This window comes from Microbacterium deminutum (assembly GCF_039530205.1).
Taxonomy (GTDB): Bacteria; Actinomycetota; Actinomycetes; order Actinomycetales; family Microbacteriaceae; genus Microbacterium; species Microbacterium deminutum.
Genome location: NZ_BAAAOG010000012.1, coordinates 1 through 15,641, shown reverse-complemented (window position 1 = coordinate 15,641; position 15,641 = coordinate 1). Strand labels below are relative to the sequence as shown.

Annotated in this window: 9 protein-coding genes and 1 pseudogene; all 10 read left to right on the top strand. The window is 69.0% G+C overall.

The features are described 5' to 3' along the window. Positions 1-21 precede the first annotated feature (21 nt). Positions 22-963 (top strand): ABC transporter permease, encoded by a 942-nt coding sequence (locus ABD212_RS17965; protein ID WP_344097331.1) that lies wholly within the window; start codon positions 22-24, stop codon positions 961-963. Beyond that, positions 960-2,852, top strand: a complete 1,893-nt coding sequence (locus ABD212_RS17960; RefSeq protein WP_344097329.1) for an ATP-binding cassette domain-containing protein — start codon at positions 960-962, stop codon at positions 2,850-2,852. Before ABD212_RS17965 ends, ABD212_RS17960 begins: the two co-directional genes overlap by 4 nt. Then, on the top strand, positions 2,849-3,697 hold the full coding sequence (locus tag ABD212_RS17955) for an ATP-binding cassette domain-containing protein (protein WP_344097326.1): 849 nt from the start codon (positions 2,849-2,851) through the stop codon (positions 3,695-3,697). Before ABD212_RS17960 ends, ABD212_RS17955 begins: the two co-directional genes overlap by 4 nt. Beyond that, positions 3,694-6,126, top strand: a complete 2,433-nt coding sequence (locus ABD212_RS17950) for a beta-glucosidase family protein (protein WP_344097324.1) — start codon at positions 3,694-3,696, stop codon at positions 6,124-6,126. The genes ABD212_RS17955 and ABD212_RS17950 overlap by 4 nt, the downstream gene beginning before the upstream one ends. After that, on the top strand, positions 6,123-7,256 hold the full coding sequence (locus ABD212_RS17945) for a serine hydrolase domain-containing protein (RefSeq protein ID WP_344097322.1): 1,134 nt from the start codon (positions 6,123-6,125) through the stop codon (positions 7,254-7,256). The genes ABD212_RS17950 and ABD212_RS17945 overlap by 4 nt, the downstream gene beginning before the upstream one ends. A gap of 16 nt (positions 7,257-7,272) precedes the next feature. Then, complete coding sequence (locus tag ABD212_RS17940; protein WP_344097320.1) at positions 7,273-8,790, top strand: glycoside hydrolase family 43 protein; 1,518 nt, start codon at positions 7,273-7,275, stop codon at positions 8,788-8,790. Beyond that, on the top strand, positions 8,787-11,597 hold the full coding sequence (locus tag ABD212_RS17935; protein WP_344097318.1) for an alpha-L-rhamnosidase: 2,811 nt from the start codon (positions 8,787-8,789) through the stop codon (positions 11,595-11,597). The genes ABD212_RS17940 and ABD212_RS17935 overlap by 4 nt, the downstream gene beginning before the upstream one ends. 17 nt (positions 11,598-11,614) lie before the next feature. Continuing rightward, positions 11,615-13,399: a DUF5605 domain-containing protein gene (locus ABD212_RS17930; RefSeq protein ID WP_344097316.1), complete on the top strand. Its 1,785-nt coding sequence runs from the start codon at positions 11,615-11,617 to the stop codon at positions 13,397-13,399. A 65-nt stretch (positions 13,400-13,464) separates the two neighbouring features. After that, a complete protein-coding gene (locus ABD212_RS17925; RefSeq protein WP_344097314.1) occupies positions 13,465-14,838 on the top strand; it encodes an HNH endonuclease signature motif containing protein in 1,374 nt (457 codons plus the stop codon). A 31-nt stretch (positions 14,839-14,869) separates the two neighbouring features. Then, positions 14,870-15,358 (top strand): annotated as a pseudogene (locus ABD212_RS17920) (dihydrofolate reductase family protein); the annotation flags it as partial. Between the last annotated feature and the right edge of the window lie 283 nt (positions 15,359-15,641).

The following is a 15,641-nucleotide window of genomic DNA, read 5'->3' as shown; positions in this document are numbered from 1 at the left end:
CCCCTTCCCACAGGAGCCAGCATGCTCACGTTCATCATCCGCCGCGTCATATCCGGCGTCATCATGCTCTTCGTCATCTCGATCCTCGCGTTCGGGCTGCTGTACCTCAACAGCGCGAACATCGCCCGACGGATCCTCGGACAGAGCGCCACCGCAGAACTGGTCGCTCAGAAGTCGAAAGAGCTCGGCCTCGACAAGCCCATCGTCGTCCAGTACTGGAACTGGCTCACCAACGCCCTCCACGGCGACCTCGGTCGTTCGTGGTTCAACGGTCAGCTGGTCACCGTCAGCCTTTCGGGCCGTCTCGCCGTCACCCTCTCGATCGTGATCGGCACGACACTCGTCACGGCGATCATCTCGGTCGTCCTGGGAGTGCTCGCCGCACGTCGCGGTGGGGCCGTCGACGGCACCGTCCAGTTCTTCTCGGTCCTCGGCTTCGCGATCCCCGGCTTCCTCATCGCCCTGTATCTCGTGCTGATCTTCGCGGTCAACCTGCACTGGTTCAAGGCGACCGGGTACGTTCCGCTGACGACGTCCGTCTCGGGCTGGCTGTCCTCCATCACCCTGCCGATCGTGGCGCTGGCAATCGGCGCGATCGCCGCAGTCACCCAGCAGGTGCGCGGCTCGGTCCTCGACGCCCAGTCACGTGATTACGTCCGCACCCTTCGCAGCCGAGGGCTCTCGACGAACTCGGTCGTCTACAAGCACATCCTCCGCAACGCCGGGGGCCCGGCGCTCGCGATCCTCGCGGTGCAGTTCGTCGGGCTGCTGAGCGGGGCGGTCATCGTGGAACAGGTCTTCGCTCTCCCGGGCATGGGCCAGCTCACCGTCGCGGCGGCGTCCTCCGACGACGTCCCCGTGATGATGGGCGTCGTCGTGGCGTTCGCGGTCATCGTCATCATCGTCAACCTCCTCATCGACCTCGCGCAAGCAGCGCTCAACCCGAAGGTGCGCCTCTCATGACCGTCACCGCCATCGACGTCCCCCCTGCGATCCCTACGCCGCTGGTACGGACGAGCCTCTTCCGCCGCCTCGTCCGTCGGCCGATCGGCTTGATCTCGCTGATCTTCCTCGCGTTCGTGGTCCTCATCGGGATCATCGGGCCGTGGATCGCCCCGTACGATCCGAACAAGGCCTCGCTGCAGCTCGTACTGGCGCCGCCGAGCCCGGAGCACTGGCTCGGCTGTGACAGCGCCGGTCGCGATGTGCTGTCAAGGCTCCTCGTGGCGACCTCGGTCACCATTGCCGCGGCGGCCCTCGCAGTCGTGACGGCCCTCGTCATCGGCATGATCTCGGGCCTCATCGCCGGGTACTACCGCGGAGGGTTCGACTCGGTCTCATCGTGGATCACCTCACTGGTCATGTCCCTCCCCGGTATCGTCGTCCTGGTGGCGGCCCGCACCGTGCTCGGCCCGTCCGTATGGTGGTCGATGCTGATCTTCGGCATCATCCTCGCGCCCGCTTATTTCCGGCTCGTATACGCGGCAGTCACCGCTGTGCGCAGCGAGCTGTTCGTGGACGCGGCCAAGGTGTCGGGCCTGACGGACACGCGGATCATCGGCCGCCACATCCTGTCGGTGGTCCGCGCGCCGATCATCATCCAGACCGCGATCCTCGCCGGCATCGCGATCGGCATCCAGTCCGGTCTGGAATTCCTGGGTCTCGGCGACATGAGCGTCCCCACCTGGGGCTCGATGCTGAACGACGGCTTCGCCAACCTCTACAAGGACCCGCTGCTGATGCTGTGGCCGTCGCTCGCCATCGCCACGACGTGTATCGCGCTCACGCTCCTCGCCAACGCGATGCGGGACGTGCTGGAGCGCACCGTGAGCGTCCGTCGCCGTCGGCGCCGGGTCGTCACGACAGCGACGGGCTCGATCGCCTCGGTCACCACGTCGATCGCCACCGGTGGCGGCGACTCCGCGCCCCTGGAGGACTCAATGGAGCTTCCCGTCATCGGCGGGACGATCGTGCACGGCGACGACTCGTTCACCGCCGACCGGCCGCACGAGGTCGTGCTCTCGATCAGGGACCTGCGGGTCGCGTACCAGCAGCAAGAGGGCTCCGACGTGGAGGTCGTCCACGGCGTCTCCCTCGATGTCCGCAAGGGCGAGATCCACGGCCTCATCGGCGAATCGGGCTCGGGCAAGACCCAGACCGCCTTCGCAGTGCTGGGCCTCCTCCCCCGCGGCGGCCACGTGTCGGGCGGATCGATCGACTACGAGGGCACCGAGCTCGCCGAGGCCTCCGAGAGGGTGTACGGCGACATCCGCGGCAAGCGGATCGGCTACATCCCGCAGGAGCCGATGTCGAACCTCGACCCGTCGTTCACGATCGGCCACCAGCTCGTCGAGCCGCTGCGCAAGACGCTCGGGCTCAGCAAGAAGGACGCCACCGAGCGGTCGCTCGCACTGCTCGAGCGGGTCGGCATCCCGAACCCGAAGCGGACGTTCGCGGCCTACCCGTTCGAGGTCTCGGGCGGAATGGCCCAGCGTGTGCTGATCGCGGGCGCGGTGTCGACCGACCCCGACCTGATCATCGCCGACGAGCCGACCACTGCGCTCGATGTGACGGTGCAGGCGGAAGTCCTCGACCTGCTGCGCGATCTGCAGAGCGAGCGCCACATGGCGATGCTGCTCGTGACGCACAACTTCGGCGTCGTCTCCGACCTGTGCGACCGCGTGAGCGTCATGCAGCAGGGGCTGTTCGTCGAGCAGGGCCCGGTGCGCACGATCCTCGGGGCTCCGTCCCACCCGTACACGCAGTCCCTGCTGGACGCGATCCTCGACGAGGGTCCCGCCCGACCGCCGCTGGCTTCGGCCGGCGCCGTTCCCGAAGGAGCACGTTCATGAGCACATTGCTCGAAGTCACCGACCTCGAGGTCGCCTACCCCGGCAAGGGATTCCGGGCGAAGCCGTTCCAGGCGCTCAAGGGCGTCTCGATCGACATCAAGCCCGGAGAGACCGTCGGACTCGTCGGCGAGTCGGGCTCGGGAAAGACCACACTGGGTCGCGCCGTGCTCGGGCTGGCACCGGTGACGGGCGGATCGATCGTCTACGACGGCCACGACATCAGCCACCTCCACAGGAAGCAGCGCCGGCAGCTCGCCAGCGAGATCCAGGTGGTCTTCCAGGACCCCTACTCGTCGCTGAATCCGTCGCTGACGATCGAGCAGATCCTCTCCGAGCCGCTGACGGCTCGCGGCGTCGCCGGCAAGACGGCGCGCGGCAGAGTGCGCGATCTGCTCGACGGCGTGGGGCTTCCCGCGGATGCCGCGCATCGCCTCCCCCGGGAATTCTCCGGCGGCCAGCGACAGCGTGTCGCGATCGCACGGGCCCTGGCTCTCGACCCGAAGCTCATCGTCTGCGACGAGCCTGTGTCGGCGCTCGACCTGTCGACCCAGGCGCGCGTGCTGGACCTGTTCATCGAGATCCAGGAGCGCACCGGCGTGGCGTACCTGTTCATCTCGCACGACCTCGCCGTGGTCCGGCACATCAGCCACCGCGTCGCGGTGATGTACCGCGGCGAGCTGGTCGAGACCGGCGACGGCGACCAGGTCACGGCGCGGCCCGAGCACCCGTACACCCAGCGGCTCTTCCTCGCCGCGCCCGTTCCCAACCCGGACCATCAGAGGGATCGCCGTGCGGCGCGCCGTGCCCTGCTCGACGCCCAGATCGCCGAAGGAGCAGCAGCATGACGACTCCCGCCACATCCACGCAGCCCGAGACTGTGCACCACCTCATCCCGCTGCTCGACAAGCTCACCCTCGAGCAGAAGGCGGCCCTCGTCCAGGGCGCCGACTTCTGGACCACGATCCCGCTCCCCGAGATCGGACTGCGCGCCATGACACTGTCCGACGGGCCCTCCGGGGTTCGCGGACCGCGCTGGGACGAGCGCGAACCGTCGCTCAACATGCCCTCGGGGTCGAGCCTCGCGGCCTCGTGGGACGTGGACCTGTCATATCGGTACGGCGCGGCCGCGGCATCCGAAGCCCGTCGCAAGGGAGTGGATGTCGTCCTCGGGCCGACCATCAACCTGCATCGCTCCCCGCTCGGCGGCCGGCACTTCGAGTGCTTCAGCGAAGACCCCGAGCTGTCGGCGGAACTCGGCGCGGCGTATGTGCGCGGGCTGCAGGACAACGGCGTCGCCGCGACGCCGAAGCACTACGTCGCGAACGACTCCGAGACCGATCGCTTCACGGTCGACGTGCAGGTGGATGAGCGCTCGCTGCGCGAGCTCTACCTCGCGCCGTTCGAGCGCGCGGTCGAGGCGGGAGCGTGGAGCGTCATGAGCGCCTACAACTCCGTCGACGGCGTGACCATGACCGAGAACGACCTGCTCGAGACCCCCCTCAACTCGGAGTGGGGCTTCGACGGCGTGGTGATCAGCGACTGGACCGCGGTGCGATCGCTCGATGCGATACCGGCCGCTCAGGACCTCGCGATGCCCGGTCCTGCACCGGCATGGGCCGACCTGGTCGACGCGATCCGCGACGGGCGACTCGACGAGGCGGACCTCGACCGCAAGGTGCTGCGTCTTCTGCTGCTCGCCGAGCGCGTAGGCGCGCTGGAGGGCTCGTCCCCGGTCGAGCCGGCGCCCGTCGACGGCATCGCGTTCGTGCGCGATGCCGCTGCCGCAGGTTCAGTGCTCCTCGCCAACGACGGCATCCTCCCGCTCGACCCCGGGAGCGTGACGCGTGTCGCGGTCATCGGCCACAACGCCCTCGACGCCCGGACCCAGGGCGGCGGCAGCGCGACAGTGCTGCCCGAGCACATCGTATCGCCGCTCGAGGGCCTTCGCTCGGCCTTCCCGGGCGTCGAGGTGACCTACGAGCTGGGCGCCGTCGTGCAGGAGGGTGTCGCCGAGCTCCCGCTCGAGACCATCGTCAATCCCGTCACGGGCGGCCCTGGAGTGCGAGTGGCCTTCCTCGACGCGGACGGCACCGAGCTGTTCGCCGAAGACCGTCGCGCCACGGCGCTGGTGTGGTTCGGCGGCGACGCCCCCGTCGAGGCGGCATCCACCCTCTCGCTGCACACCACCTACACCCCCGATTCGACCGGAGAGGTGCTGCTCGGATTCGCGGGCGCCAATCCCGGCCGGGTATACGTCGATGGCGAGCTGATCCTCGACGACGCGCCGGTCATCACCGGCACGGATCTCGGCGCGGCCTTCCTCAACCCGCCGTCGCTGACTGCGCGTGTCGCGGTGACCGCCGGACAGCCACTCGATCTGCGCGCCGAGTTCACGATCGCAGGGGGCGGCGCGCTCGCCGGCGCTCTCAGTGCGACGTTCGGCATCGCTCCCGACGACTCCGATCCCGAGGCGCTCATCGCGCGGGCCGCGGCGTCGGCGCTGGAGGCGGATGTCGCGATCGTCGTGGTCGGAACCAACTCGAAGGTCGAGTCCGAAGGCTACGATCGCGAATCGCTGGACCTGCCGGGACGCCAGGACGACCTGGTCCGCGCAGTCGTCGAGGCGAACTGGCGCACGATCGTCGTCGTCAACGCCGGCTCGCCCGTCACGCTGCCGTGGGCGGACGAGGTCGCCGCGATCCTGCAGGGCTATTTCGGCGGCCAGCAGTTCGGCGCTGCCCTGGCAGACGTGATCACCGGCGCCGTCGAGCCCGGCGGGCGCCTGCCCACCACCTGGCCGGCGGCGCTCTCGGATGTGCCGGTCACCGACGTCACACCGACCGATGGGGTGCTCCGCTACACCGAGGGCATCCACATCGGGTATCGCGCTTGGCTGAAGGCGGATGCCGAACCTGCGTTCCCGTTCGGCCACGGCCTCGGGTATACGACGTGGTCGTGGGGTGTGGCGCACCGTGACGGCGACGCGGTCGAGGTCATCCTCGCCAACACCGGCGACCGCAGTGGAAAGCAGGTCGTGCAGGTGTACGCGGAGCGTCCCGAATCCAGCGTGGAGCGTCCCGAGCGCTGGCTTGTGGGGTTCACCGTCGTCCATGCCGCAGCCGGCGAGACCGTGATCGCCCGGATCCCGATTCCCGCACGCCGACTCGCCCACTGGGCCGGGGAATGGGTCGTCGAGCCGGGTGCCTATACCCTGCGCGCCGGGGCATCGGTGGCCGATCTGCCGCTCTCGGTGGCGTGGACGGTCGACCCTTGACGGACCCTGCACTCACGCGGCGGCTGCACGGGAGCGCCGACGACCGGCTCGGCGAGATCGTCGACCGTCTCGATGGCTTCCTCGCGCAGGACCCCGACCTGTCGTTCCAGGTCGCCGCCTTCCACGATGGGATGCCGGTGCTCGACGCATGGGGCGGCCCCCATCTGTCCCGCGACTCCGTGATGGTGCCGTACTCGGTCACCAAGAACACCATCGGAGTGTCGATCGGCCTCCTCGTCGAGCGCGGTGAACTCGACCTCGACGCACGGGTCGCGCAGTACTGGCCCGAGTTCGCACAGCAGGGCAAGGCGCACGTGACGGTCCGCCAGCTGCTGTCGCACCAGGCCGGTCTGCCGCAGGCGACCCCGGCGCTGACCTGGGCCGAGCTGCTGGACGATCACGCCGCGGCGCAGCGGCTCGCGGCCACCGCGCCGTTCTGGTATCCGGGTACCTCGTTCGGCTACCACGGCCTCACGATCGGGAACCTCGCCGCGGAACTCGTGTTCCGTGTGACGGGGCGTACGCTCCACCAGTACTACGAGGCCGAGATCCGCGCACCGCACGGCATCGACTTCTACCTCGGGCTGCCGCCCGAGCACGACGATCGCAGGGCACCCACGCTGCCGATGATCCGGCCCGTCTCCGATTCGTCGACGATGTATTCGTCGACGCTGGGCCCGGTCGTGTGGAACACCCCGGGACCGGCCGTCGACCCTGCGAACGACGAGGTCAGCTGGCGGTTCGGTCATCCCGCGGCGTCGGGGACCGGCACAGCGCGCGGTCTCGCCCGTCTGTTCGCGTCCGCTGTCACCGGGGTCGATGGGGCCGAGCCGTTCCTGTCGGAAGACTCGGTGCTCGCGATCGGACAGCAGCAGGTGCGGGGCTACGACGAGGTCCTCGGCCAACCGAATCGGGCCCACGCGATCATCTTCCAGAAGCCGTCGCCGTCGCTCGGATTCGGCGGCCCCCGTGCCTTCGGGCACGACGGCGCCATGGGCGCGCTCGCCTGCGTCGACCCGGACACCGGTCTCGCCTTCGCATGGACGATCGCGCGCGGCCCCTGGCCGGGTGGCGCCGACCCCCGCGCCGTCTCACTCGCTGCCGATCTCGGCGAACTCCTCGCCGCCTGACCACGGAGAATCTCCCATGACCACGCTCTACAACCCGGTCCTCAACGGGTTCCACCCCGACCCGAGCGTCGTGAGGGTGGGTGACGAATGGTTTCTCGCGACATCCAGTTTCGAGTACCTGCCCGGCATCCCGATCCACCGCTCGCGCGACTTCGAGAACTGGGAGCTGATCGGGCATGTCGCCGCCGACCCCGACGCGTTCGGCATCGCGGACGTGCCGACGGCCGGCGGGGTGTGGGCGCCCACCATCCGACACCGCGACGGCGTCTTCCACCTCGTCATCACCGTCGCCATGGGGCGAGGGATGCTGCACTTCACGGCGTCCGATGCCGCAGGCCCCTGGAGCGAAGGCGACGTCATCCTGAGCGCCGACGGATCGGGCAGCGTCAACGGCATCGACCCCGACATCGCGTGGGGCGACGACGGCACGGCGTACATCACGTACTCGGGCCTCATCCTCAGCGGTCCCGAGCTCGGCACGCACCTGGGGATTCTGCAGGTGAAGGTCGACCTCGACGACCACATCGCGCTCGAAGAGCCCCGCTCGCTGTGGTCGGGAACCGGAGGGCAGTTCCCCGAGGCCCCTCACCTCTACCAGGTGGACGGCACGTGGTACCTGATGATCGCCGAGGGCGGCACCGAACGCGGTCACAGCATCAGCATCGCCCGAGGGGATTCCCCGGAGGGTCCGTTCGAGACCGCGCCGCAGAACCCGCTGGTGTCGGCGCGGTCGACGATCCGGCCGATCCAGAACACCGGCCATGGCGACCTCGTGACAGGACCGGGCGACGAGTGGTTCTGCATCATGCTCGGCGTGCGGCCTCGAAGCGGCACGCGCGCCTTCTCGGCCCTCGGCCGAGAGACCTTCGTGACACCCGTCCATTGGCAGGAGAACGGCTGGCCGACCATCGACCCCGTTCTGCTGAACCCGCGTCCCGGCACTCGCGTCGAAGTGGGATTCGCTGCCGACGATGAGCTCGACGGCGAGTGGCTCGTCGTCCGCCGAACCACCTCAGACGTCGTCGACCTCGCGTCGCGGCCAGGGTGGCTCACCCTCCACGGCGACGGATCGACGCTCGACGATGCGCATCCGAACTTCGTGGGCCGACGTCAGGAACACCTCACGAACGCCGTGACGGTGAGAATGGATGCCGCCGCCGGCGTGGGCGGACTCGCGGTTCGCTATGACGAGAACTTCCATGTCGAGATCGAGGCGCGCGAGGGCGCTGTGCTGGCGCGTGCGGTCATCGGCGGCCTTCGCCAGGAATGGACGGGTGCTCTCGAGGGCGGCCTGATCGATCTTCACCTCGATTCGGTCAACCCCGACGCTGAGGGCGGGTTCATGCGCACCAGCGACATCTTCCGCCTCGGCTTCACCCCGCAAGGCGGGACGCGTGTCGAACTCGCCGAGATCGACGGGCGATTCCTCTCCTCGGAGATGACCGAGTCCTTCACCGGACGGGTCATCGGACTATACGCCGTCAGCGGCGATGTATCGTTTCAATCCTGGATCGCCGAAGGAGACGATGAATGACCGAACCCCGCGTCGCAACGCTGCGCGCTGAACTCCGCGACGACACCGCCTTCGTCGCAGTCCCCGCCCCCCGCCTGACCTGGACGGTGGAAGCCGACGCGGTGGACTGGGTGCAGTCATCCGTCGAACTCACCGACGGCCCGCAGACGGTGACGGTCGACGGGCGGTCGAGCGTGCTCGTGGCCTGGCCGTTCGCGCCCCTCGCTGCGGGCGAGGCGCGGAATGTCGCGGTGCGGGTGCGCGCGGAATCGGGCGGCGAGACGGGATGGAGCGAACCGCTTCGTGTCGAAGCGGGCTTCCTCGCCGACGGCGAATGGATCGCCCAGCCGATCGGCCTGACGGACCCCGAACGCGACGCCCAGCCCGCACTCGTCCGCACGCGCTTCACGATCGCGCGGCCCGTCGAGCGCGCCATCCTGTTCTGGACGGCGCTCGGCGTCGCCGAGCCCGAGATCAACGGCGAGGCCGTCGCTGACGACATCCTCTCCCCCGGCTGGACGGCCTACCGAGACCGCATCGTCCACGAGACGGTGGACGTCACCGGACTCCTGCAAGAGGGCGAGAACGTCCTCGGGGCGACCATCGCAGGAGCCTGGTACACCGAGAAGTACGGCTTCTTCACTTTCACGAATCGGCTCTACGGCACGCAGCCCTCCTTCCTGGCCCAGCTGCGCGTGACCTTCGAGGACGGCACGACCGAGACCCTGGCGCCGACCGGTGACGGGTGGCTGGCCTCCGGCGATGGCCCGATCGTCGAGAGCGGGATCTACCCGGGCGAGCATCAGGACCTGCGGCGGGCGACCGAAGGCTGGTCGACGATGGGTCTCGACGATTCGCACTGGGCGGCTGCGCGCGTCGGCGCGGCGGCCCTCCCCGGCTATGAGCAGGTGCCCGTGCCCGAACCGCGGATCGCTCCCCCGGTGCGCCGCATCCAATCGCTCTCCGTCGTCGACGTGATCAAGACCCCCTCGGGCGGCCGGATCCTCGACTTCGGCCAGAACCTCGTCGGACGCCTGCGGGTGCGCGTGCGCGGCGATGAGGGCCGGCAGGTCGTGATCCGGCACGCCGAAGTCCTCGAAGACGGCGAGCTCGGCATCCGGCCCCTTCGAAACGCCAAGGCGACCGCGACGTTCGATCTGTCCGGCGGCGACGACGTGCTCGAGAGCCGCTTCTCGTTCTACGGCTTCCGGTACGCCGAGATCACCGGCGCCGACATCGATCCCGGGGCGATCGAGGCGATCGTGCTGCACACCGATATGACGCGCACCGGATGGTTCGAGTCCTCGGACCCGCTCATCGACCGCCTGCACGAGAACGTCGTGTGGGGCATGAAGGGCAACTTCCTCTCGATCCCGACGGACTGCCCGCAGCGCGACGAGCGGCTCGGCTGGACCGGCGACATCCAGGTCTTCTCGCCGACGGCGGGCTTCCTGTACGACTGCGACGGGTTCCTGACATCGTGGCTGCGCGATCTCGCGCACGAGCAGAAGCGCAATGACGGCGAGGTCCCGCTCGTCATCCCTGCGGCGCTTCCGTCGTTCGGCGCCCTCGGACCGACGGCGGCGTGGGGCGACGCCGCGACCGCAGTGCCCACGGTGCTGCACGCGCGTTTCGGCGACCTCGGAGTGCTCGAAGCGCAGTACGACAGCATGCGGGCGTGGGCCGATGCCGTGCTGAGGGATGCCGGGCACCACGGTCCCTGGGCCGGCCGCATGCAGCTCGGCGACTGGCTCGACCCCTCGGCCCCGCCCGACAAGCCGCAGCAGGCGAAGGTCGACAGCGACATCGTCGCGACCGCGTACCTCGCCCAGTCACTCCGACAGGTGGCCGACGCTGCCGCTCTGCTGGGCTTCGACGAGGACGCCTCGAACTACAGCGCGCTCGCCGAGCGAAGCCGTGCCGCGTTCGTGTCGCACTATGTGACGCCCGCCGGCCGCATGATGAGCGACGCTCCCACGGCGTATGCACTCGCCCTGCAGTTCGGCCTCGTCACCGATCCGCAGCTGCGCCAGTCGCTTGCGGACCGCCTGGCCGTGCTCGTCCGAGAAGGCGGGTACCGCATCGCGACCGGGTTCGTGGGCACCCCGCTCGTGACGGATGCGCTGACGGATGCCGGACACCTCGACGCCGCGGAACGGCTGCTCTTCCAGACCGAGTGCCCGTCGTGGCTCTATCCGGTGACGATGGGCGCCACCACGGTGTGGGAGCGGTGGGACAGCCTGCTGCCGGACGGCTCGGTCAACCCGGGCGAGATGACCTCTTTCAACCACTATGCGCTCGGAGCGGTGGCCGATTGGCTGCACCGCACCGTCGCGGGCCTCGCGCCCGATGCTCCGGGCTACGCCCGGCTCCGGATCGCCCCGCGGCCGCTCGCGGGGCTCGATCACGCCTCGGCGCGCCATCTCACGCCGTACGGCGAAGCCACGGTCGCGTGGCATCGCGACGGCTCCGACGTGATCGTGCGCGCCATCGTGCCGCCGAACACCTCGGCGGCCGTGGACCTGCCGGGCCACCCGTCCACCCTCGAGGTGGGTTCGGGCGCGCACGAATGGCGGTTCACCGAGGCCGCTCCCGCCGAGCGCGGACCGCTGCCCGGGCTGGCGGCATCCCTCGCCGACATCATCGACGACCCGCGCGCGTACCGCGCGGTCCTCGACACACTCGCAGCGATCGACCCCGCGCAGGCCGAGGCCGTTCGCGCGAACACGGTCTGGGGCGCCGGTCGCCCGCTGAGCGCGGCACTCATGTTCACCCCGCCGGATGTGCTCGCGAAGGTCGATGAGGCCGTGCGCGCCGCCACTTCCTGAAAACGACAAGGACCCACATGTTCGATCGCGCCTCGACCTTCGGCCAAGCTCTCGAGAATCCCGCCGCCCGAGCGATCCTCGAGCGCTACATGCCAGGGATCGCGGCATCCCCGATGGTTGCGCAGTTCCGCGACGGCCGGCTCGGATCGTTGGTGGCGTTCGTCCCCTCGCTCGAGGATCCGGCCGAGCGGGAACGGCTCTGGGCCGCGCTGGCGGAGGTCGGCGACGGCGTCGGCCGACCTCCCTACGCACCGGCCATCACGCCGGACCGGCACTACGAGGGCGATGACGTCGCACGGTCCTCGGCATCCGTCGACCTGCCCGGCACGGTCGCCCAATGGGACGTCCTCGAGGTGCGCATCGCGGGGCCCTCGCGCGGCAATCCCTTCGTCGACGTCGAACTGGAGGCCGTGTTCACTCGCGGCGGTGAGGAGTTGCAGGTCGGCGGGTTCTACGACGGCGACGGCGTCTACTTTATCCGCGCCCTGGCGGACGTCCCAGGCGACTGGAGCTTCGTCACCCGCTCGACCGCCCGATCGCTCGACGGCATCGCCGGCACAGCCACCGTGACGGCGGCGCGCGAGGGGGCGCACGGGCCCGTCCGAGTGGACGGCTTCCACTTCCGCCACGCCGACGGCACCCGCCACCGGCCGCTGGGAACGACGGCGTACGCCTGGACCCACCAGTCCGACGCATTGCAGGAGCAGACGCTCAAGACGCTCGCCGACGCGCCTTTCACGAAGATCCGGATGTGCCTGTTCCCGAAGTCGTACCTGTACAACGCCAACGAACCCGAGGATTTCGTCTTCCCCGGCTCGCTCGCGGACGGATTCGATCTCGAGCGATTCGACGTGACGCACTTCCACCGGCTCGAGCGACGCATCGCTCAGCTCGCCCAGCTCGGCATAGAAGCCGACCTCATCCTCTTCCACGCCTACGATCGCTGGGGATTCGCCGACCTCGGCCCTGCTGTAGACGAGCGCTACCTGCGGTACGTCGTGCGCCGTCTCGCAGCCTATGCCAACGTCTGGTGGTCGATGGCGAACGAGTACGACCTGCTGTGGTCGAAGGACGAGGCCGACTGGGAGCGTCTCGCGGCGATCGTCGGAGCGGAGGACCCCTTCGGGCACCTCAACTCGATCCACAACTGCCGGCCGTTCTACGACTACTCGAAGCCCTGGATCACCCACGTGAGCGTCCAGCGCGTCGACGTCTACCGCACAGCCGAGAACACCGACGAATGGCGCGAGCTGTGGGGCAAGCCGGTCGTCATCGACGAGTGCGCCTACGAAGGAGACATCGATCAGGGCTGGGGCAACATCACCGGCGAGGAGATGGTTCGCCGGTTCTGGGAGGGCGCCGTGCGCGGCGGGTACGTCGGCCACGGCGAGACCTATCTTCCGATCGCCGCGGGCGGGGCGACCGAGGCGGTCAGCCCTGCGAGCGACGATCCCGAAGTGCTCTGGTGGGCCAAGGGCGGCGAACTCCACGGCACCTCTCCCGCGCGGATCGGCTTCCTCGACATGCTGCTCGCCGAAGCTCCCGACGGGGTGTGGGATCCGCTGCCGTCGGACTGGGATGTGCCGTGGGGCGGCGTCGCGGGCCGGCATATCGTGGGCTACTTCGGGTTCAACCGGCCGCGCTTCCGCAACGTCGTCCTGCCCGAGGGCGAGTGGAAGGTCGAGGTGATCGACACCTGGAACCTGACGATCGAACCACTTCCCGGCACGTACTCCGCCGCGGTGCGGGTGGATCTGCCGGGGCGGCAGTACATGGCCGTGCGCGGCATCCGGATCGACTGAAGCGGGACCGCGTCACCACGTTCCCGCCTTCCTTGAATGTCGTAGGTATGTTCTACGTTTGGTGCATGCCCGGTTCTCCTCAGTTCTCGGATGATCCGCCGCCGGATGATGTCGGGGGTGCCGTCGACGACACGCTGATGGCGCCCGTCCCCGACGCCGTCGACCGGATCGTCGAGGCCGAGACCATGATGTCGGTGTTCGCGGCGCAGCGATTCGAGTGGATCGAGCAGATGCGCCGAGACGCGCTGCAGGACGCGCAGCAGCACGGCCCGCAGCTGACCGGGCTCATCGAACGCTCGATCCGACTCGAACTCGCGGCGGCTCTGGCGATCACCGAGTCCGCGGCCGGCCGGCTGATCGCTCACGCCGATGCCCTGGTGAATCGATACCCGGCTGCGCTGACTTCACTGAACGGCGCCCGGATGACCGAGCGTCACGCGGTCGAGCTCGCGACGGCGCTGGATGCTGTCGTGCCCGACTTCCGTGATCAGCTGATCGCGCCGGCACTCGCGCTCGCCGAGCATGAGCCGTTGGGAACATTCCGCCGAAAGCTGAGAGCGCTGATCGAGTCCGTCCGGTCGGCAACTCTTGCGGAGAGGCACGAATGGGCGGTGCAAGCACGACGTGTGGTCCTCGAGCCCAGTGAGGACGGTATGGCCTGGCTGCACGAGCTGCTTCCCGCAGTGGAGGCGCACGCCATCTACGGCCGTCTGACCGCCACAGCAAAGGTCCTGGCGGCGCGGCCTGACGAAACCCGCACCTTGGACCAACTCCGTGCCGACGTGCTGGGCGACATCCTCGTCGACGGTGTCACGGACGCCCTGCCGCCGGAAGCGCGGGGCATCCATGCCACGGCAGCCGTAACGGTTCCTGTTCTCGCTCTGCTCGGTGTCGACGGCGAGGGACGCCACTCGGCCTCCGTCGAGGGCGTCGGGCCGATCCCGCTGCAGCGAGCACGGGAACTGTGCGGCGCTGCAGACGGGTGGATGCGCGTGCTGACTCACCCTGAAACTGGCGTCGTGCTCTCCGTCGGACGAGACCGGTACCGACCACCCCCGGAGTTACGACGACTGGTCAGGTGGCGGGCCGAGACCTGCATGGCACCCGGCTGCAACATTCCGGCCTCCCGATGCGAGATCGACCACACTGTGGCGTGGGACCACGGCGGCACGACCGCGCTGTCGAATCTCCACCCGCTGTGCAAAGGGCATCACACCGTGAAGCATCACGGTCGGTGGAGCGTCGAGCAGGTCCCCGATGCCAGCGGCACCTTGCAATGGACATCACCGACCGGCCGTCGCTACCGCGTACAGCCCGAGCGGCGAGTGCCGGTCTTCGTCAGGCCGGACCCCGACGTCCCCGAGCCACTGCGGATCGTCGATCAGAACCCCCTGCCGTCGGCCAGGACGGCGTCGTTGCAGGTACTTGCGACTCGCTAATATGGGGCACCCCGAAGCAGAGGAGAGCCCCGTGGGCGAGGTGGTCATGTACAGCTCGGTGTCGGCGGACGGCTTCGTCGCGGACGACAACGACCAGCCCGGACCGCTGTTCGACTGGTTGCTCAGCGGTGACATCCCGTTGGACGAGAGCGGAGCGCTTAGGGTGTCAGAAGTCCTACGATTACATCCGGCCGTACTGGGACCAGATCGGGGCGACCATCGTCGGCCGCCACGTGTTCGACATGACGGACGGCTGGGACGGGAACCCTCCGGGCGGGGTCGACCACGTGGTAGTCGTGACGCACCGGCCGAAGCCTGAGGGCTGGGACCCCGAGGCGCCGTTCCAGTTCGTCGACGGCGTCGAGGCGGCCGTGGCCAAGGCTCAGGAGCTCGCGGGTGACCGGATCGTCGAGGTCGCCGCTGGCGACGTCGGTGGCCAGGTGCTGCCGCGGGCCTGGTCGACGAGGTGCGGATGGACGTCGTACCCGTCGTGTTCGGGTCCGGCAAGCGCTACTTCGGGTGCGCCGCCTGCCGATCTGAGCGGATACGCGAAGAATTCCACTGCGAACGGTGACGCAGGATCAGGCCGCTGGCTGCGTTTGCGCATCGACTACAAGAGCCCGGCCGATGGCCGGGCTCACATTCAGAAGTGTCGCCTTTGTCGCGACTCATCACACGGTGGACCTGAGGGTGTCTGGGTTCGCGACATAGGCGACAGGTGATAGGCGACACGTGAGTCGCGTCATAGGCGACAGTCTGGGTCGTGTCGAAGCATCGGGTCGTCGTGTTGAAGATCATCTCTG